Annotated in this window: 23 protein-coding genes and 2 tRNA genes; 13 read left to right on the forward strand and 12 right to left on the reverse strand. The window is 66.0% G+C overall.

Annotated elements, in window-relative coordinates; genetic code table 11:
* Positions 1–21 precede the first annotated feature (21 nt).
* The 6 genes from CXY77_RS11355 to CXY77_RS11380 form a co-directional block, all read right to left on the reverse strand.
* Positions 22–900: a hypothetical protein gene (locus CXY77_RS11355; protein ID WP_092339148.1), complete on the reverse strand. Its 879-nt coding sequence runs from the start codon at positions 898–900 to the stop codon at positions 22–24.
* A 46-nt stretch (positions 901–946) separates the two neighbouring features.
* Complete coding sequence (locus CXY77_RS11360; RefSeq protein ID WP_104130092.1) at positions 947–1,420, reverse strand: VanZ family protein; 474 nt, start codon at positions 1,418–1,420, stop codon at positions 947–949.
* A 30-nt stretch (positions 1,421–1,450) separates the two neighbouring features.
* Entirely contained in the window at positions 1,451–2,944 is a 1,494-nt protein-coding gene (locus CXY77_RS11365; protein ID WP_104089635.1) for a DHA2 family efflux MFS transporter permease subunit, read from the reverse strand.
* A gap of 135 nt (positions 2,945–3,079) precedes the next feature.
* A tRNA-Pro gene (locus tag CXY77_RS11370) sits at positions 3,080–3,153 on the reverse strand.
* Between the two features lie 63 nt (positions 3,154–3,216).
* The gene (locus CXY77_RS11375; protein WP_092339142.1) at positions 3,217–4,209 is read right to left on the reverse strand and encodes a metallophosphoesterase; all 993 of its coding nucleotides are present in this window, start codon (positions 4,207–4,209) and stop codon (positions 3,217–3,219) included.
* Positions 4,206–6,821: a transglycosylase domain-containing protein gene (locus CXY77_RS11380; protein ID WP_233197357.1), complete on the reverse strand. Its 2,616-nt coding sequence runs from the start codon at positions 6,819–6,821 to the stop codon at positions 4,206–4,208. The genes CXY77_RS11375 and CXY77_RS11380 overlap by 4 nt, the downstream gene beginning before the upstream one ends.
* A gap of 71 nt (positions 6,822–6,892) precedes the next feature.
* On the opposite strand from CXY77_RS11380, the gene CXY77_RS20345 reads away from it, so the two are divergent.
* A complete protein-coding gene (locus tag CXY77_RS20345; protein ID WP_166789918.1) occupies positions 6,893–7,060 on the forward strand; it encodes a DUF4177 domain-containing protein in 168 nt (55 codons plus the stop codon).
* 2 nt (positions 7,061–7,062) lie between these two features.
* Entirely contained in the window at positions 7,063–7,533 is a 471-nt protein-coding gene (locus CXY77_RS11385) for a RidA family protein (protein WP_092339137.1), read from the forward strand.
* A 6-nt stretch (positions 7,534–7,539) separates the two neighbouring features.
* Here the strand turns inward: CXY77_RS11385 and CXY77_RS11390 are convergent, their stop codons facing one another.
* Together CXY77_RS11390 and acs are read right to left on the reverse strand one after the other, a co-directional pair.
* Positions 7,540–8,784, reverse strand: coding sequence for an acyltransferase (locus tag CXY77_RS11390; RefSeq protein ID WP_158252822.1), 1,245 nt, complete (start codon positions 8,782–8,784; stop codon positions 7,540–7,542).
* A gap of 198 nt (positions 8,785–8,982) precedes the next feature.
* Positions 8,983–10,956 carry an acetate--CoA ligase gene (acs, locus tag CXY77_RS11395; protein WP_104130095.1) on the reverse strand — a complete coding sequence of 658 codons (1,974 nt, stop codon included), beginning with the start codon at positions 10,954–10,956 and terminating at the stop codon, positions 8,983–8,985.
* A gap of 462 nt (positions 10,957–11,418) precedes the next feature.
* Here acs and CXY77_RS11400 point away from each other — a divergent pair, with 462 nt between their 5' ends.
* From CXY77_RS11400 to CXY77_RS11420, 5 genes are all read left to right on the forward strand, one after another.
* Positions 11,419–12,675 (forward strand): TadA family conjugal transfer-associated ATPase, encoded by a 1,257-nt coding sequence (locus CXY77_RS11400; RefSeq protein WP_369827305.1) that lies wholly within the window; start codon positions 11,419–11,421, stop codon positions 12,673–12,675.
* A gap of 42 nt (positions 12,676–12,717) precedes the next feature.
* The gene (locus CXY77_RS11405) at positions 12,718–13,746 is read left to right on the forward strand and encodes a type II secretion system F family protein (protein ID WP_092339131.1); all 1,029 of its coding nucleotides are present in this window, start codon (positions 12,718–12,720) and stop codon (positions 13,744–13,746) included.
* Positions 13,747–13,831: 85 nt separating this feature from the next.
* Complete coding sequence (locus CXY77_RS11410; RefSeq protein ID WP_092339129.1) at positions 13,832–14,035, forward strand: DUF4244 domain-containing protein; 204 nt, start codon at positions 13,832–13,834, stop codon at positions 14,033–14,035.
* Positions 14,016–14,372 (forward strand): TadE family type IV pilus minor pilin, encoded by a 357-nt coding sequence (locus CXY77_RS11415; protein ID WP_167552411.1) that lies wholly within the window; start codon positions 14,016–14,018, stop codon positions 14,370–14,372. The genes CXY77_RS11410 and CXY77_RS11415 overlap by 20 nt, the downstream gene beginning before the upstream one ends.
* Positions 14,369–14,785, forward strand: coding sequence for an Rv3654c family TadE-like protein (locus tag CXY77_RS11420; protein ID WP_092339127.1), 417 nt, complete (start codon positions 14,369–14,371; stop codon positions 14,783–14,785). Before CXY77_RS11415 ends, CXY77_RS11420 begins: the two co-directional genes overlap by 4 nt.
* 13 nt (positions 14,786–14,798) lie before the next feature.
* On the opposite strand, the gene CXY77_RS11425 is transcribed toward CXY77_RS11420, so the two are convergent.
* Complete coding sequence (locus CXY77_RS11425) at positions 14,799–15,035, reverse strand: hypothetical protein (protein WP_092339125.1); 237 nt, start codon at positions 15,033–15,035, stop codon at positions 14,799–14,801.
* Between the two features lie 206 nt (positions 15,036–15,241).
* On the opposite strand from CXY77_RS11425, the gene topA reads away from it, so the two are divergent.
* From topA to CXY77_RS11455, 6 genes are all read left to right on the forward strand, one after another.
* Positions 15,242–18,235: a type I DNA topoisomerase gene (gene topA, locus CXY77_RS11430; protein WP_092339123.1), complete on the forward strand. Its 2,994-nt coding sequence runs from the start codon at positions 15,242–15,244 to the stop codon at positions 18,233–18,235.
* On the forward strand, positions 18,232–18,852 hold the full coding sequence (gene tmk / locus CXY77_RS11435; protein ID WP_233197358.1) for a dTMP kinase: 621 nt from the start codon (positions 18,232–18,234) through the stop codon (positions 18,850–18,852). The genes topA and tmk overlap by 4 nt, the downstream gene beginning before the upstream one ends.
* 125 nt (positions 18,853–18,977) lie before the next feature.
* Positions 18,978–20,180 (forward strand): DNA polymerase III subunit delta', encoded by a 1,203-nt coding sequence (locus CXY77_RS11440; RefSeq protein ID WP_092339119.1) that lies wholly within the window; start codon positions 18,978–18,980, stop codon positions 20,178–20,180.
* 106 nt (positions 20,181–20,286) lie between these two features.
* Complete coding sequence (locus CXY77_RS11445) at positions 20,287–21,822, forward strand: alpha/beta hydrolase (RefSeq protein ID WP_104130096.1); 1,536 nt, start codon at positions 20,287–20,289, stop codon at positions 21,820–21,822.
* A gap of 29 nt (positions 21,823–21,851) precedes the next feature.
* On the forward strand, positions 21,852–22,490 hold the full coding sequence (locus tag CXY77_RS11450) for a TetR/AcrR family transcriptional regulator (protein WP_104130097.1): 639 nt from the start codon (positions 21,852–21,854) through the stop codon (positions 22,488–22,490).
* 46 nt (positions 22,491–22,536) lie between these two features.
* Positions 22,537–22,612 (forward strand) — tRNA-Thr (locus CXY77_RS11455).
* 233 nt (positions 22,613–22,845) lie between these two features.
* Here CXY77_RS11455 and CXY77_RS11460 read toward each other — a convergent pair.
* The 3 genes from CXY77_RS11460 to CXY77_RS11470 all read right to left on the reverse strand — a co-directional run bounded on the left by CXY77_RS11460 (position 22,846) and on the right by CXY77_RS11470 (position 24,278).
* A complete protein-coding gene (locus tag CXY77_RS11460) occupies positions 22,846–23,394 on the reverse strand; it encodes a hypothetical protein (protein WP_104130098.1) in 549 nt (182 codons plus the stop codon).
* A complete protein-coding gene (locus CXY77_RS11465) occupies positions 23,391–23,660 on the reverse strand; it encodes an RNA polymerase sigma factor (protein ID WP_104130099.1) in 270 nt (89 codons plus the stop codon). Before CXY77_RS11465 ends, CXY77_RS11460 begins: the two co-directional genes overlap by 4 nt.
* A 189-nt stretch (positions 23,661–23,849) precedes the next feature.
* A complete protein-coding gene (locus CXY77_RS11470) occupies positions 23,850–24,278 on the reverse strand; it encodes a GNAT family N-acetyltransferase (RefSeq protein ID WP_092339109.1) in 429 nt (142 codons plus the stop codon).
* Between the last annotated feature and the right edge of the window lie 64 nt (positions 24,279–24,342).

Raw genomic sequence — 24,342 nt, forward strand, 5'->3', positions numbered from 1 at the left:
TGTCTCAGATCGACCACGGTGTTATACCGACCACTGGGCGAAGGTTTTGATCATGTCGGTGTGGGCGAAGCCCGGCGTTTCGTGGCCGAGCGTGTGATACATCACCTGGGTGTCGGCGGCGACGAGCTTGATCTTGTTGACCAGAGCGAGGCCGTTCTTGCTCGGCACGACGACGTTATCGGGGTGGGCATCATCGGAGACGAGCACCTTGACCCGGCTATTGGTCCACGGTGTTGCGCTGATGCGCGCCGGGTTGGTGCCCTTGATCAGGGTGGGGTCGTTGTTGTAGGCGTCGCCGACGTGCGCCTGATTCTTGGTGTCGTAGGCGTAGAGCCACTCGTTGTCATAGAGGCCGTTCACCATGTACAGGCCGCGAATGTAGGGGATGAGCTTCTTGCCGTAGGTGTAGCAGGCCAGCGACCCGCCAAAGGAGGTCGCGCGCAGAAAATTGCGACGCACGGTGTAGAGCGAGTTCAGGTAGGTCCAGGCGTTCTTCTGGGCAGTCGTGGCGATGGAGTTGGTGTATTGGGTGCCGCCGGCATTGATGCAGATGGCGATGCTGTTCTGGTCGACCACCAATTCGCCCGGGTATTTGAAGCCGCCGTTCAGCGCGTTGTGGGAGCTGGAGGCCGCGTGATAGAACCACACGGCACCGATGGCGGCGGTCGAGTTCATCGAGATTGTCTGCGGAATGAACAGGCGGGCACGATCGCCGCCGATGTCCACCTCAACGTTGTCGTAGAGCTTCCGTCCCTTTTGGGTGAGCACATTCGACAGGCGCGACACCTCCCCGGGTAGTTTCGGGGCGGTGGCAGCGAACGCGGCGGGTGCGCCGAGCGCACCCAAGCCGAGCGTGGCTGCGCCAGCAGTTGACAAAGTGAGAAACTCTCGACGCTTCATTCTGCCGAAGGTAGCAGAGAGAAACGACGAGGTCCAACCCGAAATGTTAGCGAAGGTGGATCGGGTGGGGCGTCTGGCGCGGTCCGAGGGCGAATCGCAGCACGACGAGCGCGAGACCCGTGCCGAGTAGTGCCCCGAGACTGTTGGCGACAACGTCGTTCACGGTCGCGAACCGTTCCGGCAGAAAAATCAGCTGGCCGAGCTCGATCATGGCGCTGATCAGGGCGCCAGCCACCGGGCCGAGCCACCAGCGGCGCGCTCCTGCGAGCACGACGACGAGCAGGCCGACCGGAACGAACAGCGCGATGTTGGCGGTGAACTCAATGGTGTCGTAACCGAACCGGGTCGGCATTCCGTGCGCGTGTAACCAGGTCACGAAAGCCCCGATTGATCCGTGCATGTCGCGGTCGACCGGCGTGGGCCAGAATGCGATCAGCGCGAGCAGCACCAGGTAGACCAGCGTGATCCACAGGGCGCCGCGGCGCAGCAGGCTGTGCCGACGTCGTCGAATCACGGTCATGTCAGGTCCTGCATACTCGTCAACTCTGCCTTACCCGGCGGCAGCGGCCGGGCCGTTGCCGGCGACGCGTTTCGGCAGGGCAAAGACGAGCACGAGCGCGAGCAGGGCGAACCCGACGCTCACCGCCATGGCCATGGTGGCGCTGTGGGTGAAAGCCGTGGCGAGGGCATCCGCTCCAGGGCCGGTCACGGTCAGGGTTCCGAAGAAGACGCTGCCGATCACGGCGATACCGACCGCGCTGCCGACGCGCTGCATCACGCCGACCACGCCGCTCGCGCCGCCCGCCTCGGCGCGATCGACGGTCGCGACGATGAATGACACGTTCGGGGCGATGAAGAATCCGCTGCCGAGGCCCGCAATGAACAGAGGTGGCAGCAGGTGCCAGTTGGTCAGATCGCCCGGGGTGGTCAGCAGCATGACCAGCCAGATCCAGGTCAGGCCGATCGTGACGAAGGCAACGCCGACCACGAGAATGGTGCGTCCGAGGCGTTTGGCCAGTCGGTCGCTCTGTGAGGCCCCGAGAATCGTGCCGATCGCGAAGGGGATGGAGACCAGGCCCGACTCGAGGGCGCTGTGCCCGAGGCCGGCCTGCCAGAGGATGGAAATGGTGAAGAAAATGCTGGTGAACGCCGCGAAATAGACCAGCGCGAGAATGACACCGCCGGTGAAAGCCGGGTGGGAGAACAGGTGCGGAGGCACGAGCGGGCTGCCGCTGCGCCTGGCGACGGACACCTCCCAGGCACCGAACGCCACCACGAGCAGCACGCCGGCGGCCAGGGTGAGAAAAGTCCAGAGTGGCCAGCCTTGGTCCTGCCCCTCGATCAGCGGCACGAGGAGCGCCACGAGACCGACCGAGATGAGCACGAGTCCCAACCAGTCGATGCCCGCCCGCGAGCTCCGGGTCTTCTCAGGGAGCGCGGCGCCGCCGGGCAACAGAAAGACCGTGGCGATGAGGGCGAGAACACCAATCGGAAGGTTCACCCAGAACACCAGCCGCCAGCCGTTCTCCACACCGAAGGCTTCGATGATCAGTCCGCCGACGATGGGGCCGAGGGCCGTCGAGACACCGATGACCGAGCCCATGATGGCATAGGCCTTGCCACGGGACAGCGGCGGAAACATCAGTTGGATGACGGCGGTCACGGCTGGCACGAACATGCCGCCGGCCAAGCCCTGAATGACCCGGGCGACGATGAGCTGCAGGTCGTTTTGTGCGAGTCCGCAGGCGAGGCTGGCCAGGGTGAACAGGGCCAAGCCGGTGAAGAAGACCCACTTGTGGCCGTACCGGTCGCCCACCCGGCCCGCCGGAATGAGCGCGAGGCCGAAGGCCAGGGCGTAACCGGAGATGATCCACGACAGGGTGGCTTCGCTGGCATCGAGGCTCGTGCGGATGCTCGGCAGCGCCACGTTCACGATGGTCGTGTCGAGCAGGGCCATGAACATACCGGCGAGAAGCACGATCAGGGCCTGCCAGGCGCGGCGGGGAACGACGGAAGTTGTTGGGGTGGCTGGCGTAGAAGTCATGCGCGAGATCCTTTTGCGCCGGTCTCCCGGCGATCCTCGGCAGGAGTGACGCTGATGCCGACAGGCGATCCTACAACAAAACCCCCACTCGATTGGAGTGGGGGTTTTATGATGTTTCTGCTGATTTTACTGCTGTCGGGGTAACAGGATTTGAACCTGCGACCTCGTCGTCCCGAACGACGCGCGCTACCAAGCTGCGCCATACCCCGATGGCCCGTGGGCCTCAACCAGTATAGGCGCTCCAAGCCTCCCGCGACGAATTGAGTCGGCAGTTAGGCTGCGGTCAGGGTCAGCAGGGTCGCCTCGGGCGGGCAGGCGAACCGAACCGGCGCATAAATCGAGGTGCCGAGACCGGCCGAGACGTTCAAAAAGGCGGTGCGCAGGCCGTGGTTCCACAGGCTCAAACCCTTCACCTGGCGGCGCGGAATGTCGCAATTGGTCACGAGCGCTCCGAAACCGGGTACGCAGACCTGACCGCCGTGGGTGTGGCCGGCCAGAATGAGCTGGGCGCCGTGGTTCACGAACGAATTCAACACGCGTTGGTACGGCGCGTGAGCCACGCCCACCGTGAGAGTGGAACGCGGGGCCGCGGCTTCTTCCGGGTCGGGCCAGACGTCATCGCCGAGCGGATCGTTGGCCCGTAGGTCGTCGATCGCCCGCGTGATCAGGTCGAGCCGGTCGCGGCCGATGTGCGGGTCGTCGACGCCGAAGAACTCCACGTGGGTGTCCGCGAGGTCGAGAGACTCGGCCGCGTTGTTGATGTCGGTCCAGCCGAGATCGGCGAACACCCGGCGGAGGGCATCGGTGTCGAGCTCCTCCCGGCGCACAGTACGCCGGCTGGACGGCCCGCCGAAGTAGGTGAACGGGTTCTTCAACTGCGGACCAATGTAGTCGTTGGAACCGTTCACGAACACACCGGGAATTCCCCGGAACGGTGCCAGGGCATACTCGATGCCCGTGACGCCGTCTTCATGCCCGAGATTGTCGCCGGTGTCGACCACGAGATCGGGCTTCAGAGCGGCGAGACTGCGCAACCACTCCTGCTTGTTCTTCTGCCACGGAGCCATGTGCAAATCGGAGAGGTGCAGCACCCGGATAGGCGCCGATCCCGGCGCGAGCACCGGCACACTCACCTCACGCAGGGTGAACCGGGTGCGCTCCACGAGCGCGCCCCAGGCGAAGGCGGCCAGGCCGAAGGCGCCCGCCGCCGCGAGCGACGCGCCGACGAGCCGCCCGCCCTCGCCCAGGCTACGGAGCGCTGTCATCCGTTCTTTCCGTTGTTGGCACCTTGACCGGATGCGGCCGGTTCCGGCGCGGTGTACTTGCCGATGACGATCGTCACCCCGTCACCGGGGCGGCTGGCCGTTCCCTCGCCCGGCTGAATCGCCACCACCTTGCCGTCCTGCGCCTTGTCGGTCACGGCCTGTTCGAGCTTGGCCACGCTGAAGCCGTAGGGGGCGGCCGACAGCGTGGCGCGGGCATCCGCTTCGGTCTTACCGATAACCGCGGGAATCACGACTCCGGTGCCGTCACTCGAGAAGGCCGTGACGGTGGCACCGCGAGTGGATGCCGCGCCGCCGGCCGGATCGGTGTTGGCCACGGTACCGGCGGGCATCTCGGAGCTGGTCACGCCGCCGTCGACGAACAGGAACCCGGCCGCCTCAATGGTGGTCTTGGCTTCGGCTATCGACTTGCCGCGCACGTCGGGCACCGGGACGGCGACCGCGTTGATCAGGCTGGAGGACGCCTCGGGAAAATCGTCTCCGCCGTACTTGGCGTTGGCGGCGGACATGACGACCGGCCAAATGCGGTGGCGCGCCGTGGAGCCATCCTTGCCGAACAAACGGCCACTGTAGGTGCGCTGGTTCTTCCAGTTCGACCCGCCGACGTTGACCACGCCGACGACGGTGGCGACCTGGGTTGTGGCGCCGCTCATCCAGGTGTCTTTGGCGGCGTCGGTGGTTCCAGTCTTACCGATCATCGGCAGCCGGGGAGAGGTAGCGCGGTTAGAGGAGCGCGCCGTTCCGTTCGTCATAACCGTCTGCATGGCGTACTGCATGCCGGCGGCCACAGCCGGCTCGACCGATTGCGTACAAGTCGACTTGGGAATCGGCAGCTCGGTACCGTCGGAGCTGAGCATCTTGGAAATGGCGATGGGAGTACAGGTCATGCCGTTGTTGGCGATTCCGGCGAAGGCCGCCGCCATCGTGAGCGGTGCGATCTCGTTGGTGCCGATCACCGATGCGGCGTTCTGGCCGAGGTCGCCGCCGTCGGCGCGGTGCACGCCGAAGTTCTCCGCGGTCTTGCGGATTCCGCAGAGGTCGAGCTTCTTGGCCATGCCGATGAAGCCGGTGTTGATGGAGTTTGTCGTGGACTGAAGTGCGGAATAGTTGGGGTTTGATTCGCTGCTGCCGCCGTCGTTGCGGGGGTTGAAGGGCGGCACGTCCTTGTCGTAATTTTGCACGCCGAGGCAGCTGTCCTGAAAGTTACCCCAGTTGGATTTGCGTCGGGAGTCGACGCGCTCGGTGAGCGCGTGGCCTTCCTTGAGCCACTCGGCCAGGGTGAACACCTTGTAGGTAGAACCGGGTTGAAACCCGTTCGATCCGCCGTAGGCGTGGTCGGTGTTGTAGTTGAGGCTCGTGTAGTTGGTACCGGTTGCCTGCACGGCCGGATCCTGGCTGTAGTCCTTGTTTTGGGCCATCACGAGAATGGCTCCGGTGCCGACCCTGACGCTCGACACGACGCCGCCGACGTTCCAATCGTTGACGACCTTGGGGACGTTCGCATTCAGGGCGGCAACCGAGGTTGCCTGAAGGTCGAGGTCGAGGGTGGTATAGACGTTGAACCCGCCCTGGCTAAAGTTGGCCAGGCGTTCTTCCTCGGTCGCGCCGAAGGTCACGTCGTTCTTGAGAATCTTGGTGACGTAGTCGCAGAAGAAGGCGTTGTCGCCGGCGGTCTGGCAGCCGGTGCTGGGTATTGTGATGACGGGCTCGATCGGCGCTGCGATGGCAGCGTCGTAGTCGACCTGCGCGATCTTGTCGTACTTGAGCATCTCGTCGAGGATGTAGTCCCGCCGCACCTTGTTGGCGGCGTAGCCGTTGGCCGCGCCGTTGGTTTCGCTGTCTGGGCGGTCGAGCTGAAACTTCACCGGGTTATTCACGATCGCCACCAGGCTCGCCGCCTGCGGCAGGGTCAGATTGAGGGCGGTGGTGTTGAAGTAGTAGTTGGCGGCGGCTTCGATGCCGTAGACCGTTCCGCCATACCCGGCAATGTTGAGATAGCCGCGAAGAATGTCTGCTTTTTCGTACTTCTTCTCGATGCCGATGGCGAGGCGCATCTCGCGCAGCTTGCGGTCGGCGGTGGGCTTGGTGGCATCGGCGTAGCACGACTTCGCCGCATCGGCGTCGGTCATGACCTCACACTTTTGAATGAGCACGTTCTTCACGTACTGCTGCGTGATCGATGAGCCACCGCGGGTGCCGCCGCCGGCCAGAGTCTGCACGGCACCGTTGAAGCTGGACTGAATGTCCACGCCACCGTGCTCCATGAACCGCGGGTCTTCACCGGCAATCGCGGCATCCTTGGCGAACTGGCTGATCGCGTCAGAGGCGACGTCTACCCGGTTCTGCTCGTAGAACGAGGCCAGAAGTACGCGGGTACCCACCGGATCCTCGGCGTTGGTCGACGCGTAGATGTTGCTCTTCTGGGAGAGCCGATCGATGGAGAGATACTCGGGCAGGCTGTCGAACACGTTGATGGTGTTCGTAGCGGCCATGCCGGACAGGGCAACGGCGGGGGCGACGGCGGCGGTCACGAGAATGCCGGCAACGGCACTCATCCCGACGAGACCCAGGAAACCCCCCAGAGCCCCGCTCACGGTTCGATTTTTGGCAGACATACACTTGAGCGTAAGCGACAAATCTGAACGCCCGCCTAAATAGGAGTCACATGCCCGCCTGGGAGTACCTCACAACACCGTTGATGATCCACAACACGGCCGCTATTTTGAACAACTGGGGCACCGACGGGTGGGAACTCGTGCAGGTTGTCCCCGGCCCCGAAGGCGGCCTGGTTGCCTATCTCAAACGCCCGCTCGCCGGCAAGGAAGAGGCCTAAGCGTGTCGAAGATCGAAGCCCGACTGGCCGAACTGGGTCTTGAATTGCCCAGCGTCGTACCGCCGGTCGCCGCCTACCTGCCCGCCGTGATCAGCAACGGGTTCGTCTATACCGCCGGCCAGCTGCCCATGGTGTCCGGCGCGCTGCCCGCCGCCGGCAAGGTCGGTGACGGTCACGGCCTCGTTCCCGCCGCTGACGCCCAGGAATATGCCCGCACCTGCGCCCTCAACGGCCTCGCCGCCATCAAGAGCGTCATCGGTTCGCTCGACCGCATCACCCAGGTGGTGAAGGTCACCGGCTTCGTCGCCTCCGATCCGTCATTCACCGGCCAGCCGACCGTGGTCAACGGAGCCTCCGACGTTCTCGTGGAGATCTTCGGAGACATCGGCCGCCATGCGCGTTCCGCTGTCGGCGTCGCGGTGCTGCCGCTCGACGCTCCGGTTGAGATCGAGTTCGTCGTCGCGTTCGCCTAACCGCCGTTATCTGCGCGGCGCGAGCCGGGGCATCCGCTCTGAAACGGATGCCCCGGCGCGCGTTCCGTACACCTGTGCCGGTCGCTCGACCCACCGGGTCATCGCTTGCGCCATCAGCAGGCTGAGCGGCACCGACACCAGAGCGCCCAGCCACCAGCGCCCCGGTCCGGCGAGCAGTGCGAAGGCCACCACTATCGGAAAATGCACGAGGTACAGGCTGAAGCTGATCGAGCCCAGCCAGGTGAGTAGTCGGCGCGGCCAGTGCCCGCTGAGCCGCGGCCCGCTGAGCCGCGGCCCGCTGACCCGCTGCGCAGCTGGCCAGAACGCCACGGTCGCGACGATCACGAACGCGCCGGCCACCCGCAGCGACAGGGTGACGTCGCTCCACTCGCCGTTGGTCAGCGGGCGCAGTATCCAATAGGCCACGAGGAGGAACGGGCCGAGCGCGGCCAGCGCGAATCTTAGCAGGCGACCGCTGGCCCGTTCGGCCAGCCGCTCGCTGCACCGCTGCAGTTCGTCAAAGTTGGCAGCGAGCAGGGCGCCGAGCGCGAACGGCGGCAGGTACATGAGCGCCTGGGTGGTCGTGACGTAGCCGAGGCCGGCGAGGGCACACCAGAAAGCGGCCCAGAGCAGAACACGGCGCACCGGGGCGCTGACCAGACTGCGGGTGAACGCGGCGAGGACGACGAACACCGGCAGCAGCAGCGAGAACCACATTTCCCAGACCAGGGACCACAGGGGCGGGTTGATGTCGGGGCGCCGGGTCTCTCCAATGATGCTGGCTTCCCGCAGCAGATTGCCAAGGCCCAGGTCTGGTGTGTCCTGCCGGGCCAGCCACGGCCCGCCTGCCGCGCCCACCGTGCGCGGCACCAGCACGATCCAGATGACAGCGAGGCCCACCGACACCAGCACGGGTACGGCCAAACGGATGACGCGGCGCACGTAATAGGCCACCCAGTCGTACCGCGCGCCGTTCCAGCGGGCAGCCAGCGGGGACCTCACGAGCACGAAGCCGCTCAGCACGAAGAACACCAACACGAACTCGGGGCCGGCCAGCAACACCTTGAGCGGGGACAGGGTGGCCCACCAGCCAACGGAGTACACGGTCAGGCCAGCACTCGACTCGTAGGCTGCGGCGATCTGCGGCACCGTCATCGATACGTGGTGCACCAGCACAACAACGGCGGCCACCCCGCGCAGCGCATCCAGCCGGCCGAGGCGACCGCGCCCGGGTGTCGCGGCTGAAGTCATGTCCACACAGTAGGGCCCCTTGCTGGTTCCCGGGCGGGAGCCTGCACAACTCCTGCAATTTGTGGGGGTCGCGCGAAGCATCCGCGTGAAATTAGGGGCCAGATCTGCGGCGGCGGTGAATTGCAGGAGTTACGGTGCCGGGGGGAACGGCAACGGCCGACTTCCGGAGGGAAGACGGCCGTCGCTGGTGTTCGCTGGCTACTTCTTCATCTGCGAGGTGATGGTGTTCATGACCATCGTGTCGGCGAGGGTCGTGACGTCGCCGACGTCGCGTCCCTCGGCCGCGTCACGCAGCAGACGGCGCATGATCTTGCCGGAGCGGGTCTTCGGCAGCTCGTCGACGATGTAGATGTCGCGCGGGCGGGCAATGGCACCGATCTGCTGGGCAACGTGCTTGCGCAGAATATCGACGATGTCCTCGTGCGAGGCAATTTCAGCCTGGCTGAACTTGATCACGACGAACGCGACGACCGCCTGACCGGTGGTCTCGTCGGCGGCACCGACCACAGCGGCTTCGGCCGTGAGCGAGTGGGCAACGAGAGACGACTCGATCTCGGCCGTGGACAGGCGGTGGCCGGACACGTTCATGACGTCGTCGACGCGGCCGAGCAGCCAGATGTCACCGTCGTGGTCGAGCCTGGCGCCGTCGCCGGCGAAGTACAGCGGGCCGTCCTTCGCGCCGGTTGTGCCCTCGAACTTGTCCCAGTAGGTCTCCTTGAAGCGCTCGGGGTCGCCCCAGATGCCGCGGAGCATGGCTGGCCAGGGCTGGGTGACGACGAGGAGCCCGCCATTGCCGTGGCCCACGTGCACGCCGTCGTCGTCGAGCACGTCGATGGTGATGCCGGGAACCGGAACCTGGGCGGAGCCCGGCTTCGTCGAGGTTAAGCCGGCGAGGGCCGAGACCATGATCGAGCCGGTCTCGGTCTGCCACCAGGTATCGACGATCGGCGTGATGTTACTGCCGATGACCTCGCGGTACCACATCCAGGCCTCGGGGTTGATGGGCTCGCCCACCGAGCCGAGGACGCGCAGGCTCGACAGGTCGAACTGCTGCGGAATCTGACGGCCCAGCTTCATGAACGTGCGGATCGCGGTCGGCGCTGTATACAGAATCGAGACCTTGTACTTCTCGATGATTTCCCACCAGCGGCCGGTGTGCGGGGAGTCGGGGGTGCCCTCGTAGAGCACCTGGGTGGCGCCGTTGGCGAGAGGGCCGTAGACCACGTAGCTGTGTCCGGTGATCCAGCCGACGTCGGCGGTGCACCAGTAGACATCCGTTTCAGGCTTGAGGTCGAAGACGTTCTGGTGGGTGAACGCGTTCTGAGTCAGGTAACCGCCGCTGGTGTGCAGGATGCCCTTGGGCGCGCCGGTCGTGCCCGATGTATACAGAATGAAGAGCGGGTTCTCGGCCGGGAAAGCCTCGGCCTCGTGCTCGGGAGACGCCGTCTCCAGGGCGTCGGACCACCAGATGTCGCGGTCGTTCCACTGCACGTCCTGGCCGGTGCGCTTGACCACGAGTACGTTCTTCACCGAGGAGTCGTTGGACTGCAGGGCGGCGTCGACGGCCGGCTTGAGGGCGCTGATCTTGCCCTTGCGGTAGCCGCCGTCGGCCGTGATCACGAGCACGGCATTGGCATCGTCGATGCGCGAGCGCAGGCTTTCGGCGCTGAATCCGCCGAAGATGACGGAGTGCACGGCGCCGATGCGGGCCACGGCGAGCATGGAGATGACAGCCTCTGGAATCATCGGCAGGTACACGGCCACGCGGTCGCCGGCTGTCACGCCGAGGCCGCGCAGCACGTTGGCGGCTTTTTTGACCTCGGTGGTGAGCTCGGCGTAGGTGTAGCTGCGGGAATCGCCGGGCTCGCCCTCGAAGTACAGAGCTACGCGCTCGCCGTTGCCGGCCAGAACGTGGCGATCGAGGCAGTTGTAGGCGACATTGAGTTCGCCGTCTTCAAACCACTTCGCGAACGGCGGGTTGGTCCAGTCGAGGGTCTTGGTGAACGGCTTGTGCCAGTGCAGCAGATTGCGGGCCTGATCAGCCCAAAAGGTGGTCGGGTCGTTTTGCGCTTCGGTGTACAGGTCTGGTGTCGCTGCTGTCTGCGCGGCGAACTCGGGAGTGGGCGCGAATCGACGCGATTCGTGCAGGAGGGTGTCAATTTTAACCGTCATATGTGTAATTCGCTCCTTTGCGGTACGTGCATGCAGGACATTGCCAGCTCACCTGAACCCTACCGGTTTCAGGCCAATCTCTGTATACACAAACGAAATACTGAGAAATGGACCCCTGTTTCAGGGTGATTTTGTACCCCCCGCCCGAGTGTCCTCTCTAATGAGGACATCGGACTTGCATTTTGAGCGCGGCTGCGTAAACTAAACACGTCTGAACGAAAGTTTTGACCAGCATCGCGTACGGTTCCCCCCAATCTGCGCGATGCTAGGCGGCACCTGTTCCCCCCAATAGGTGCCGCCCCTTCTATTTAAGCGGTTCCATAGTTTATGGCGGGTGCGCGGAGTTGATGTGGGTGAAAAGTCGTGCCGGTGCGGCTCCTCCCCTGCTTCCTCGGCCCGCCGGTTGTCCACAGATTGTGCCGGCCGAGCCGGCGCCGGCACGGCTCGCCGTACCGTCGAAGCATGGGCCAGCCTTTCGTTGCCGTTCCGTCGTACGCCGTTCCGGTCGCGGCCGTTGCAGTGTCGGCCATGCCGAGTGCTGTCGGTTCGGGCGCTGCCGTCTCGGGCGTTGCCTATTCGGGCTCGCCAGCTGTGGCCGATCCCTGGGCGGCGCCGCCGGTCGGCCCGGCGGTGGCACAGTCGGGCACGTCGGGCACGTCGGGTTCTGGAGCCGCACCGCCGCCTGTGAACTCCGCCCGGCACCGTTCGCCGACAGCGGATGCCGCTGGCGCGAGACCGCAGACCACCCCGACGACCCTGTCGCTGGTCGGCAACGAGCGACTGAACGTGCGGGCGCTGGGCCCGCTGGCCAGCTATGCTGCCGCCCCGGAGACCACTGATCTGTTCGTCAACGGAGATGCCGGTCTGTGGATCGACGCCGGGCACGGTCTCGCATTCGCGCCGGCCTGGCAGCTCGGCGAGGCCGAAGTGCGCGAGCTGGCCGTACGGCTGATCGCTCTGGGCGGGCGGCACATTGACGAAGCGAGCCCGTGCGTCGACGTGCGACTGGCCGACGGCATTCGGGTGCACGCCGTGCTTCCACCGGTCTCGAGCACTGGAACCCTCCTCTCGATTCGGCTTCCCCACGCCGCCGACCGGAGCCTTGGTGCACTTGCTGACGCCGGTTTGTTTGGCGTGGGGGAGGCAGCCGCTGCCCGATTGGGTCGGCTGCGTGCCGCTGTGCGCGGCCGCCAGAATCTGCTGATCACCGGTGCTGCCGGGAGCGGAAAGACCACGCTGCTGGCAGCGCTGCTCGGCGAAGCGCCGGACAACGAGCGCATCGTCGCGATCGAAGATGTCGCCGAGTTGCGCATCCGGCATCCGCACGTGGTGGCCCTCGAGGCCAGGCAGGCCAATCTGGAGGGGGCCGGGCGCATCGGCCTGGAGGCGCTGCTGCGGGAGGCGCTGCGCATGCGGCCGGATCGGCTCGTGCTCGGCGAGTGCCGCGGGTCGGAGATTCGGGAACTGCTCGCCGCGCTCAACACCGGTCACGACGGGGGAGCGGGCACGCTGCACGCGAATTCGCTCGAAGACGTTCCGGCCCGTCTGGAGGCGCTCGGTTCTCTCGCCGGCATGAGCGCTTCCGCCGTGGCCCGACAGACCGTGAGCGCGATCGGCCTGGTGCTGCACCTGGAACGCACCGACGGGGTACGCCGACTCGACGCCGTCGGCCGTTTCACGCTCGACGGCCGAGACCGGCTCTCGATCGAGGCGGTCTGATGCGGGGCGATCAACCAGCCACGATTCGGCCAGGGGACAACCGTGCGCCGAGCTGATGCTGTCCCGCCGATCGAAGAGGTCGCGGCAGTGACCCAACGGCTGGCGGTATTGCTGTCGGCGGGTGTGTCCCCGGTGTCCGCTTGGGGCTATCTGTTACCGCCGTCACTACTGGTGGATTCGGGGACCACGGGCATCCTGCGTGCTGCAGCGCGCGCCGCGGCCCGGGGTGACAGCGTGGCCGATGCGATCGCTGGTCAGGCACGAAGGCTGGGCCGTGAGAATCCTTCGGAGGGCCGTGCCGCACGTCCGGCGACTGCCGCACCCGGGCGACGCCGGAACGGCGCGGCCGCTGAGGCCGAGCACGCCTGGTTCGGACTCGCTGCGGCCTGGCAGGTAGCAACCCAGGCTGGTGCGCCGCTGGCCGGCTGCCTGCGCGAACTCGCCGCATCCCTGCGGGAACTCGCCCAGGTGCAGCGCGATCTCGAGGTGGCGCTGGCGGCTCCGCGCGCGACCGCCCGGCTGGTGATGGTGCTGCCGCTGATCGGGGTCGTCTTCGGCAGCCTTATGGGCTTCGACTCCCTGCACACCCTGTTCGCGACCGTGCCTGGGTGGGTTTGCCTCGGCGGCGGCGCTCTGCTGATGCTCGCCGCCGCAGGCTGGAACCGGGCGTTGGTGCGTCGGGCCGGCCCGACCGACCTCACGCCGGGGCTGCGACTGGAACTCATGGCCATCGCTATGAGCGGCGGAGGTTCCATCGACCGCTCCCGTGCACTGGTGCAGGCTGCCGCCGAGCGCTACGGCATTGCAGCGGGCGACGCGGGCGACGTCGGTGACCCGGTTGACCGGGTACTCGACCTCTCGACGCGTGCGGGAGTTCCTGCGGCGGAACTACTGCGCAGCGAGGCCGAACAGCTTCGGCGCGATGCCCGCAGCGCGGGGCAGCGCCGGGCCGCGACACTCTCCGTGACGCTCATGCTGCCGCTCGGCCTGTGCGTGTTGCCCGCGTTCATGCTGGTCGGCGTCGTGCCGTTGTTGCTCAGCGTGCTCTCCTCCACCCTGACGACGTTCTAAAACTGTCCACAGATAAGCGGATGCCGCCGCCCGCGCCAGCGGATCGGAGCAGAGTGAACGTGCTCGTGCCGCCCAACCCGCGTCGATGGACGCCGAAGGAGACGAGTCCGTGTATACAAAGACCACCCTGAAAAAACTGGCCGACGAGGCCGGAGCAGCGACGGCGGAATACGTTGTCGCCACGATGGCCGCGGTCGGGTTCGCCGGGCTGCTCATCGTCATTCTGCGCAGCGACGAGGTGCGCGGAATGCTCACCGATCTGGTGCGACGTGCCCTCAGTATCGGGTAGCCAAAGTGGGCGAAGTAGCCGGGGCAGCACGACCGCTGAGTTCGCCACGGCACTGCCGGCGGTCGTGCTGGTGCTGGCCTGCTGCCTCGGTGCTGTTCAGGTTATTGGTGTGCAGGTGCGGTTGACGGATGCTGCCGCCAGCGCCGCGCGTTCGCTCGCCCGCGGCGACAGCGCGGTACGGGCTGCGGGGCTCGTGCATCAAACCGTGGCGGGCGCCAGTCTGGCTCCGGAGCGCCGCGGCGAGTTCGTCTGCGCGCGCGTCGTCACGCGTGCGCCGGGAATCTTCGCGGGCCTCACCCTCGAAGCACAGTCCTGCGCTCTGGCCGGCGGCCAATGAGCGAGGGAATCGGCACGCCGAGCGACAGGGCCTCCCGGACCGGAACTTCCGGGTTTGGAGTCTGGCCCGAGACCGGGCCTGGCTCGACCGAGCGGGGAGCCGGGTCGATCCTCGCGCTCGCCGTGCTCGCTGCCACCGTGCTGCTGACAACCCTCGTCGTGTCGGTTCTCGGGCTGCTCACCGCGGGCCGGTCCGTCGCGAACGCGGCCGATGCAGCCGCGCTCGCCGCCGCCGACACAGCCTCCGGTGCCATCCCGGGCTTCCCCTGTGAGGCAGCGGATGCCGTCGCCACGATGAACGAGACCACCGTCACAAGCTGCACGGTAACGGGACTGATCGCGTCCGTTTCGGTGCGGCGGCGGGTGCACGGCATCGACATCTCCGCGAGTGCTCGGGCCGGGCCGCCAGCCTGATCTGACGAGCTAACTACGAGAGGAGCACCTCGAGGTAGCGGTACTCGACCGCGCTCGGGCGGCCGGGGAAGTCGGAGCCTTCGAATTCCAGGCCGGCGCCGCGCGCGTAGAGATAGCGCTTGCCGGAATCGGCCGGAATCTCGATGCGCGGCTGCGGATCACCCGAGTCGAGAAAAGTCGTCGTGATTGTCTTGCCCTGAAGGGGCCCGTCCGTCAACTTCGCGGTGTATGTGGCCGTCATTGTACCCATGGGTCTATTCTGCACTGGGGCGGGCAAACAGCAAGGGTTTGGGATTGTTGTGCTGCATGCTCTGAGCGAACTGAGCACGGGCTGGGAGCGCCGTGTGTGCGAGCGGGACGCGCCGAGACGTGCCCGTCGATTAGGCGCGCACTCCATTCCGGTGTGTATGGTGTGCCTTGGCCCACATTTGGTCACTACGTATAAAGAGGAGTCTGGTGCCAGGCACTAAGAAGCTGGTCATTGTTGAATCACCGACCAAGATGAAGTCGATCGCCGCGTATCTCGGCGACGGCTACGAAGTTTTGTCTTCGGTTGGTCATATTCGCGATCTGATCGAGCCGAAAAACCTGCCGCCTGAGCTCAAGAAGGGTGCCCTCGGCCGATTCTCGGTCGATGTGGAGAACGGTTTCGAACCGTACTACGTGGTCAGCGACGCCAAGAAGAAGACTGTCAGCGAACTCAAGCGGGCCCTCAAGAATGCGAACGAACTCCTGCTCGCAACTGATGAGGACCGCGAGGGCGAGGCCATTGCCTGGCACCTGCTGCAGGTGCTGCAGCCCAAGGTTCCGGTCAAGCGCATGGTGTTCCACGAGATCACCAAAGACGCCATCCTCGCCGCCAAAGACAACACCCGCGACCTCGACACCGCCCTCGTCGACGCGCAGGAAACCCGCCGCATCCTCGACCGCATCTACGGCTACGAGATCTCCCCGGTGCTGTGGCGCAAGGTCGGCCCCGGTCTGTCCGCCGGCCGCGTGCAGAGCGCCGCGACCCGCCTCGTCGTCGACCGGGAGAAGGAGCGCCTCGCGTTCGTCTCCGCCGGCTACTGGGATCTGCTGGCGCGACTGGCAGCATCCGCTTCAGAAACAGAGCAGGCGTTCGACGCGAAGCTCGTTCGACTGAACGGTGAGCGCATTGCCACCGGTGGCGACTTCGACGACTCCGGTGCGCTCAAGCCCACAGTGAAGGCCGTCACACTGGACGCCTCCGCCGCCCAGGCGTTGACGACCGCGCTGCGGGCCCCCGGTGTGAAGCTCGAGGTCACCAAGGTCACCTCCAAGCCCTACCGTCGCAGCCCCGCAGCCCCGTTCACCACCTCGACCCTGCAGCAGGAAGCGGCACGCAAGCTGCGCTTCACCGCACGGCAGACCATGAGCGTCGCCCAGTCGCTGTACGAAAACGGGTACATCACCTATATGCGTACCGACTCGCCGTCGCTCGGGCAGCAGGCCCTCACGGCTGCCCGCACCCAGGCCGCGGCACTCTACGGCGCCGAGACGGTTCCGGATGCCCCGCGCGCCTACAAGGGCAAGAGCAAGAACGCCCAGGAAGCGCACGAGGCAATTCGCCCCTCCGGCGACACCTTCCGCACCCCGACCTCGCTTGCTTCCAGCCTGCGCGGCAACGACTTCAAGCTGTACGACCTGATCTGGAAGCGCACCGTCGCCTCGCAGATGAAGGACGCCACCGGCTCAACCGCCTCGGTGACCATCGCGGCCGGCCCGACCGGCACGTCGGAGCACCCCTCCGCCTCGGGTGCGCTCGCCGAATTCGGAGCCAGCGGAACGGTCATCACCTTTCGCGGCTTCATGCTTGCCTATGAAGAGTCCAAGGACGAGGAGCGCAACGCGTCGACGGATGCGACCGAGTCCAAGCTGCCGCCGCTCGAAGAGGGCCAGACACTGACCCTGCTCGAGCTCGAAGCCAAGGGCCACGAGACCACCCCGGCCGCCCGGTACACCGAGGCCAGCCTGGTGAAGAAGCTCGAAGAGCTCGGCATCGGGCGCCCCTCGACGTTCGCCTCGATCATCTCGACCATCACCGAGCGCGGCTATGTCACGCCGCGCGGCCAGTCGCTCGTTCCCAACTGGATCGCTTTCTCGGTCGTGCGCCTGCTCGAAGAATTCTTCGGCGACCTGGTCGAATACGACTTCACCGCCGAGATGGAAGACGACCTCGACCGCATCGCCGGCGGCGAAGCCAACCGCCTGGACTGGCTCACCAGCTTCTACTTCGGCAGCGACAAGCACCGCGGCCTGCGCCAGGTCATCGACAACCTCGGTGAGATCGACCCGCGTGTGATCAACTCGGTCGCCATCAGCGACGACATCACCCTGCGCATCGGAAAGTACGGCCCCTATCTCGAGGTCATCGACCCCGATGCGGCAGCGGATGCCCCGCCCCGCCGAGTCAACATCCCGCCGGAACTCGCGCCCGACGAACTGACCGCCACCAAGGCTCGCGAGCTCATCGACGCCCCGGTCGTCACCGACCGCGTGATCGGCCTCAACCCCGACAACGGCAAGGAAATCGTCGCCAAGGACGGCCGCTTCGGGCCGTACGTTACCGAGCTCGCGCCGGCACCGGCCGAGCCGGTTGCTCCGGTCGTCGTCGTGGCTCCGGTCGAGACGATCGACCCCGTCACCGGCGAGGTCACCGTGGCCAAGCCGAAGCGCAAGCCGGCCGCGAAAAAGGTGGCCGCGGCGGACAAGCCGCGCACAGCATCCATTTTCAAGTCAATGGACCTGGCCGCCGTCGACCTCGAAACGGCCCTGCGCCTGCTCGCGCTGCCGCGCGTCGTCGGGCTCGACCCAGAGACCGGTACCGAGATTCTGGCCCAGAACGGCAAGTTCGGGCCGTACCTCAAGAAGGGCATCGACACCCGGTCGCTCACGAGCGAAGACCAGATCTTCGACATCGACCTGCCGGGTGCGATCGAGCTGTATGCCCAGCCGAAGTACGGCGCCCGCCGGGCGTCGAGCGCACTGAAAGAGTTCGAAGCGCCCGACCCGGAGAGCGGCAAGGCGATCAAGATCAAGGACGGCCGGTTCGGAGCGTATGTGACCGACGGGGTCACCAACGCGACGATTCCCAAGTCGGAGGACATCGAGGAGATCGACTTCGACCGGGCCGTGCAGCTGCTCGCCGACAAGCGGGCCAAGGGTCCGGCGGCTCCCCGCAAGAAGGCACCGGCCAAGCAGGCCGCTGCCAAGAAGCCGGCAGTCAAGAAGGCGCCGACCGCTGCGGCCAAGGCGGCGACCGCGAAGAAGGCAGCCGCTACCCGCGCCAAGAATGCGGCGGCCAAGGCCGCGCTGACCGGCGCACCCGTGGTCAAGAAGCCGGTTGCGAAAAAGCCTGCAGTGAAGAAGCCTGCCAGTTCGGCCGCTGAATCCGCCGCCACGACAACGATCGCGCCGAAGGTCTCGTGACCGGTCTGTTCATCACCCTCGAGGGCGGCGACGGATCCGGCAAGACCACTCAGGCGCAGTTGCTCACCGACTGGCTCGAAGCGCGGGGGCGCACCGTGGTGCGCACCCGCGAGCCCGGCGGAACGGATGTCGGAGTCGAGATTCGCCAGATCGTGCTGCACCACCGCGGCGAGGTCGACCCGCGCGCCGAGGCCCTGCTCTACGCCGCCGACCGTGCCCAGCACGTGGGCACCAAGCTGCGGCCCGCGCTCGCCCGCGGCGACGTAATCGTGCAGGACCGCTACCTCGACTCCTCCGTGGCTTACCAGGGAGCCGGCCGCGTGCTCGGCGCCTCCGAGGTGCGCGACCTGTCGCTCTGGGCTGCCGAAGGACTGCTGCCCGACCTGACCGTGCTTCTCGACCTCGACTCGCGTGCCGCCCGGGCCCGGCTCGACGCCGACGACAAGGTCTTCGACCGGCTCGAAGCGGAGAAGAACGACTTTCATGCCCGCGTGCGCGCCGCGTTCCTCGACCTGGCCGCCGCCGAACCCGACCGGTTCCTGGTAGTGGATGCCGCCGCCCCCGTCGCCGAGATCGCCGCCACCATCCGGTCCCGCGTCCTCCCCCTCCTTCTTTAAGGGACGGGGCCCAGGCCCCGTCCCGGGGCCCAGTTTATAAACTGGGCCCGGGGCTCGGGCCTGGGCCCCGTCCGGTTACGGGAGTGCGGACGCGGCCTGTCGGCGGCGCGGGTTACCCTTGACTCATGGCAGTGTGGGACAACCTAACGGGACAGGCCGACGCGATCGCCATCTTCCGGGCGGCGGCGCAGCGGGTGCCGTCGACCACCGGTGCAGCGGATGCCGGGGGAGCGGCCGGCAGCACCGCCACCGCCGAATCCAGTTCCATGACGCACGCCTGGCTCATCACCGGCCCGCCCGGCTCCGGCCGCTCCAACCTCGCTTTCGCTTTTGCGGCGGCCCTGCTGAGCCCGGGCACCCCCGACGGCGACCTCGCGGCCGCCCGTCAGGTGGAGGCGCGCACCCACCCCGACCTCAGCGTGCTGACGACCGAGGGCGTCATCATCCCGATGAAGACCGTCAAGGAGGCCGTCGCCCGCTCGCAATACTCGCCCTCGGTCGGTCGTTACCGGGTTGTCGTGGTCGAAGATGCCGACCGCATGGTCGAGCGCACCTCGAATGTGCTGCTAAAAGCCCTCGAAGAACCGCCCGAACGCACGGTGTGGATTCTGTGCGCGCCGAGCGAGGCCGACCTGCTCCCCACCATCCGCTCGCGCGTGCGCACGGTTCGTCTGCGCGTGCCGAGCGTCGCCGACGTCGCCGACCTGCTCGTGCGCCGCAACGGCGTCGACCCCGTCATCGCCGAGCTCAGCGCCCGCCTCGCCCAGAGCCACATCGGTATGGCTCGGCGGCTCGCCACCAACGCTGATGCGCGGGCACGACGCGAGGAGACCCTACGCGCGGCTCTCGGCATCCGCTCGGTGTCGTCTGCCGTCAACGCTGCCGCTCGACTGCTCGCGATCGCCGGTGACGACGCGAAGGCGATTACCGTCGAGCTGGATGCCGCCGAGCGCGACGGCATGCTGCGCTCGCTTGGTGTCGAAGCCGGGCAGTCCGTGCCACCGGGGCTGCGTAGCCAGATCAAAGACCTCGAAGACGACCAGAAGCGCCGGGCGAAGCGCAGCCTGCACGACGGCATCGACCGTATTCTGGTCGACCTCGCCTCGCTCTATCGCGATGTCTGCATGGTGCAGCTCGGACGGGAACACGCCGTGATCAACCTCGAACTGCTCGCCGAACTGCGCACGGCCAGTGTGGCCGGCAGCCCAGCAACCACGGTCGCCACGATGGACGCCATCGCCGTGGCCCGCCAGCGCATTCAGGGCAACGTCGCCCCGGCTCTCGCCCTCGAGGCGATGCTCGTGTCGGCGATCCGCCGCCCCCAGTGAGACGCCCCCAGTGAGACGCCCACAGTGCCACCATACGCAGTGACTCCCAGCCGCTTTCGGTAGCCTGAACCGCAGCATCCGCTTCACGCTATGAAAGAGGAACCCGTTGAACCGACGCACTCGCGCCACCAGCATCACCGCCACAGCCCTGGCCCTCACCCTCGCGCTGAGCGGATGCGCCTCCTGGTTCGCGACGGATGCCGGCCCGACCGAGTCTACCCCCACCGGCGAGCAGGTGACGAACGACCTCGACCCGTTCTACAGCCAGGTGCTGCAGTGGAGCGACTGTGGCGACGGCCTGCAGTGCACCGATGCGTCAGCGCCGCTCGACTACACCGATCCGGCCGCCGGCGATGTCTCGCTGGCCCTGGTACGCCACGTCGCCACCGGCAATGACCGGATCGGCTCACTGCTGGTGAATCCCGGTGGGCCGGGCGGTTCCGGCTACGACTTCATCAAGGATTCCCTCGACTACGCCACCGACTCCACCCTGCAGGCGAGCTTCGACATCGTCGGGTTCGACCCTCGGGGAGTCGGGCGTTCCTCGGCGGTCGCCTGCTATGACTCCGCGGAGATGGATGAGTACGTCTACGGGCTCACGACCGCCGAGCGCGGAACGGATGCCTGGATCGCCGAGCTGAAAGCCTCCTCTGACGCCTTCGCTGCGGCGTGTGCCCAGCGCACCGGGCCGCTGCTCGGCACGGTTGACACCAAGAGCGCCGCCCGCGACCTTGACCTGCTGCGCGCCGTACTCGGCGACACCCACCTGAACTACCTCGGCTACTCCTACGGCACCTTCCTCGGAGCCACCTACGCCGAACTCTTTCCCGAGAAGGTCGGCCGCCTCGTGCTCGACGGTGCCGTCGACCCCTCGACCAGTAACTTCGAGGTCACCAAGACCCAGGCGGTGGGCTTCGAAAACGCTCTGCGCGCTTACCTCAGTGACTGCCTGGCGGGCGAGGACTGCCCCTTCCGTGGCAGTATCGACAGCGCGATGACGACGATCGGTGCGCTGCTGAAATCCGTCGACGCAAGCCCGATCACCGCCACAGACGGCCGTCAGCTCGGCGGAAACGCGCTGCTCACCGCGATCATCTACCCGCTCTACCAGGCCACCGCGTGGCCGCAATTGAGCACGATGCTGGACACCGTGCTGCACGGCAGCGCCGAGGGCGCGTTTCAATTTGCGGATGCCTACAACGGCCGGGACGCAAACGGCGACTACACCGACAACTCCACCGAGTCGTTCATGGCGATCAACTGCATAGACTATCCGTACAACGCCGACCCGACCGTGATGCGTGCTCAGGCTGCCGAGCTCGAGGCTGCAGCACCGGTGATCGGCCCGTTCATGAGCTTCGGCGACATCGGCTGCGCCGACTGGCCGTACAAGTTCACTGGCGAACGCACCGAGATTCATGCGCCGGGCGCGGCACCCATTCTCGTCGTCGGTACCACCAACGACCCGGCCACCCCCTACGTCTGGGCGCAGCAATTGGCCGAGCAGCTCGACAGCGGCAGTCTCGTGACCTACACCGGCGAAGGACACACCGCCTACAACAAGTCGAACTCCTGTGTGAACGATGCCGTCGACTCGTATCTGGTGGACGGAATCGTGCCCGCCTCCGACCCCCAGTGCTAGCCTTTTGCGTGCTGTGAAATAATTGCGGCATGTCGATCGATACTGAACTGCCCGGACTGCGCGAGCGCAAGCGCCTCGCCACCCGGCGGGCCATCCAGCACGCCGTGCTGACCCTGTCCCGCGAGCGCGGAATCGACCACGTCACCGTCGAAGACATCAGCCGCGTCGCCAACGTGTCGCCGCGCACGTTCTTCAACTATTTCTCCTCCAAAGACGCCGCCCTCATCGGGGACGCGCCGGGACTGGCATCCGCTGAAGATATCGAGGTGTTTGTCGCTGGCGGTCCCGACAACGACGTGCTGGCCGATCTGGCCGTGCTGCTCTCCAAGAGCCTGCAGCGCACAGAGGACGACCGCGAGATCCACCAGCTGCGACGCACGGTCATGAGGGAAAATGCCTACCTGTTCGGCATGCGCATGGCCACCCTGCGCGACTTCGAAGACCAGTTGCAGCAGATCATCGAGCAACGCTTCAAAGCGGATGCCCCCGCCCCCGCTCACGACGCAGCCGAGCTGCACCAGCGCGCCCTGCTGTTCACTCTGGTGGCCGTGGCCGCCATCCGTCATGCCTGGCGGTGCTGGGCCGAGGGGGACGGTGCGAGCCCTCTCTCGGAGCGCGTGGACGCCTCGTTCGCCGAGGTGTACAGAATCACTCGCAGAAACGACTAGGCTTGGCTGCTGTGTCACCGAGTGCCTTATGGGGTGTTCTGGTATCGCCGCCTTAGCTCAGTTGGTAGAGCATCTCACTCGTAATGAGAAGGTCGTCAGTTCGATTCTGACAGGCGGCTCCACTAAAACTCCTGGTCAGAGTTGGTTTCCAAAACTGACTGAGTGGTATGTTTCTCCGAATTTACCGGATTTGCCCACAATTTGCCCACGCCCAGGTGGTTTTCACATTCTTCGTGGAGTTGAACTGGGTCGAGCAGCACACGCGGTGTTGAAGTGTCTAGAACTTGGTAGCTGAGAAGGCCGGCCAAGTTCTCGAGCATCAGCGGTCTGCGTGGGTGGTGCCGATGCGGGCGGCCTATTGGGATTTTGAGGCGAGGCCGAGTCGGCTGCACACGTCGGGGCCGCCGGGGATAACGGCCGCTGCGCCGTTTTTCATGACGCACTCGGTCAGGGGGCTGGGCACGGGGTGGGAGAAGGTGCGATCTTCGTATCCGGGGCCGGGGGGTGTTCCGTTGGGGGAGCTGGCATCGAGTGCGTGCTGCGCCCACAGGTCGGAACAGAACGCGATGGCGTCGGTGATGGGGGATGATCCTCCGTCTGAGCCATCGGTTGTGCCGATGAGGGACGCGCCGGTCGTGCCGGGGAAGGCTCCGCGCCAGTCCAGTTCGGCGCGGGCGAAGCAGGCGACTGAGTACTGATCGGTCACTGGTTGGGTGGCGAAAAACATGCCCGCTGAGAGGCCGATCACCAGGAGGGCGGCCGGCACGACGGTCCACGCTCGTTGAGCCACTCGGAATCGACGATTCTGGGTGGTGCCGATTTCTGCAACATCGACCAGCATCGCGCGCATCGAGGCGCTGCGCGCTTCGTTGAACACGGGGCGGCTGTCATCGTTCGTATTCATCGTGTCTCTCCTGAGGAAACTGTCAAGGAATCGATGTCAAGGGTGTGGCTGAGGCGCCGTTTGGCGCGCATGAGGCGTGCGCGGACTGCGCCGGGGGCGATGCCGAGGATCTCGCCGACGTCTGGTGCCGAGAGCTCTTCGAGAACACAGAGCGAGAGGATTTCCCAGTCTGAAGCTGTAGCGGAAGACCCGGTCGCGGTGCCGGTCGAAGAGCACCCCGAACGACTGGCCGTTGCCCGCGCGCACCTGCGACCACACGTCTGCATCGCTGGCGTCTGCGTCAAAGTCAGTCATACCCAATAATGTCCGGCCGCAGTCAGAGTGTTACACGCTTCGGTTCATTTTGCCAAGGGGTGCAGGATTTCGGCGCGAAAGACATCTTCTGTATCGCGAAGGCGGTTGTAGATCCCACGTCTCCGGGGGTCGCACGCGCGGAGCAGATAGTCGTCTCTTGGCTACACGCCGGGGTTGACGATGCGCTCCATCCACGTCTCCGGGGCGATCAAAGTGGAGAACCCGAGATTGGAATACAGGCCGTGTGCATCGTTGGTCGAGAGGGCGATGCGCCTCAGTCCCAGGGGATCGCACTCCTCGAGAATCCCCGCGATGAGGGCCTTGCCAATGCCGTGACCGCGAACGGCGGGGTCGACGAAGACATCGCAGAGCCAGGCAAACGTGACGCCGTCGGTGATGACGCGCGCGTAGGCGACCTGCCGGTTGGACACGGTGTCGTACACGCCGAAGTTGCGTGAGCCGTCAATCGCTGCGTCTTGTCGTGAGCGTGATCGCTCGGGCGCCCAGTAGGACTGCTCGCTGATCCAGCGGTGCACCTGGTCGCGGTCGATCTCGGCAACGTCAGATGAGAACCGATAATTTGCATTCATCGTCCCATCTAATCGTGTTCACACAAATCGCGCAGAGTGCGCTCGGGTGCTTGTTTTGCGTGAA

It is taken from the genome of Cryobacterium sp. N21, from assembly GCF_002929575.1.
GTDB classification, from domain to species: domain Bacteria; phylum Actinomycetota; class Actinomycetes; order Actinomycetales; family Microbacteriaceae; genus Cryobacterium; species Cryobacterium flavum.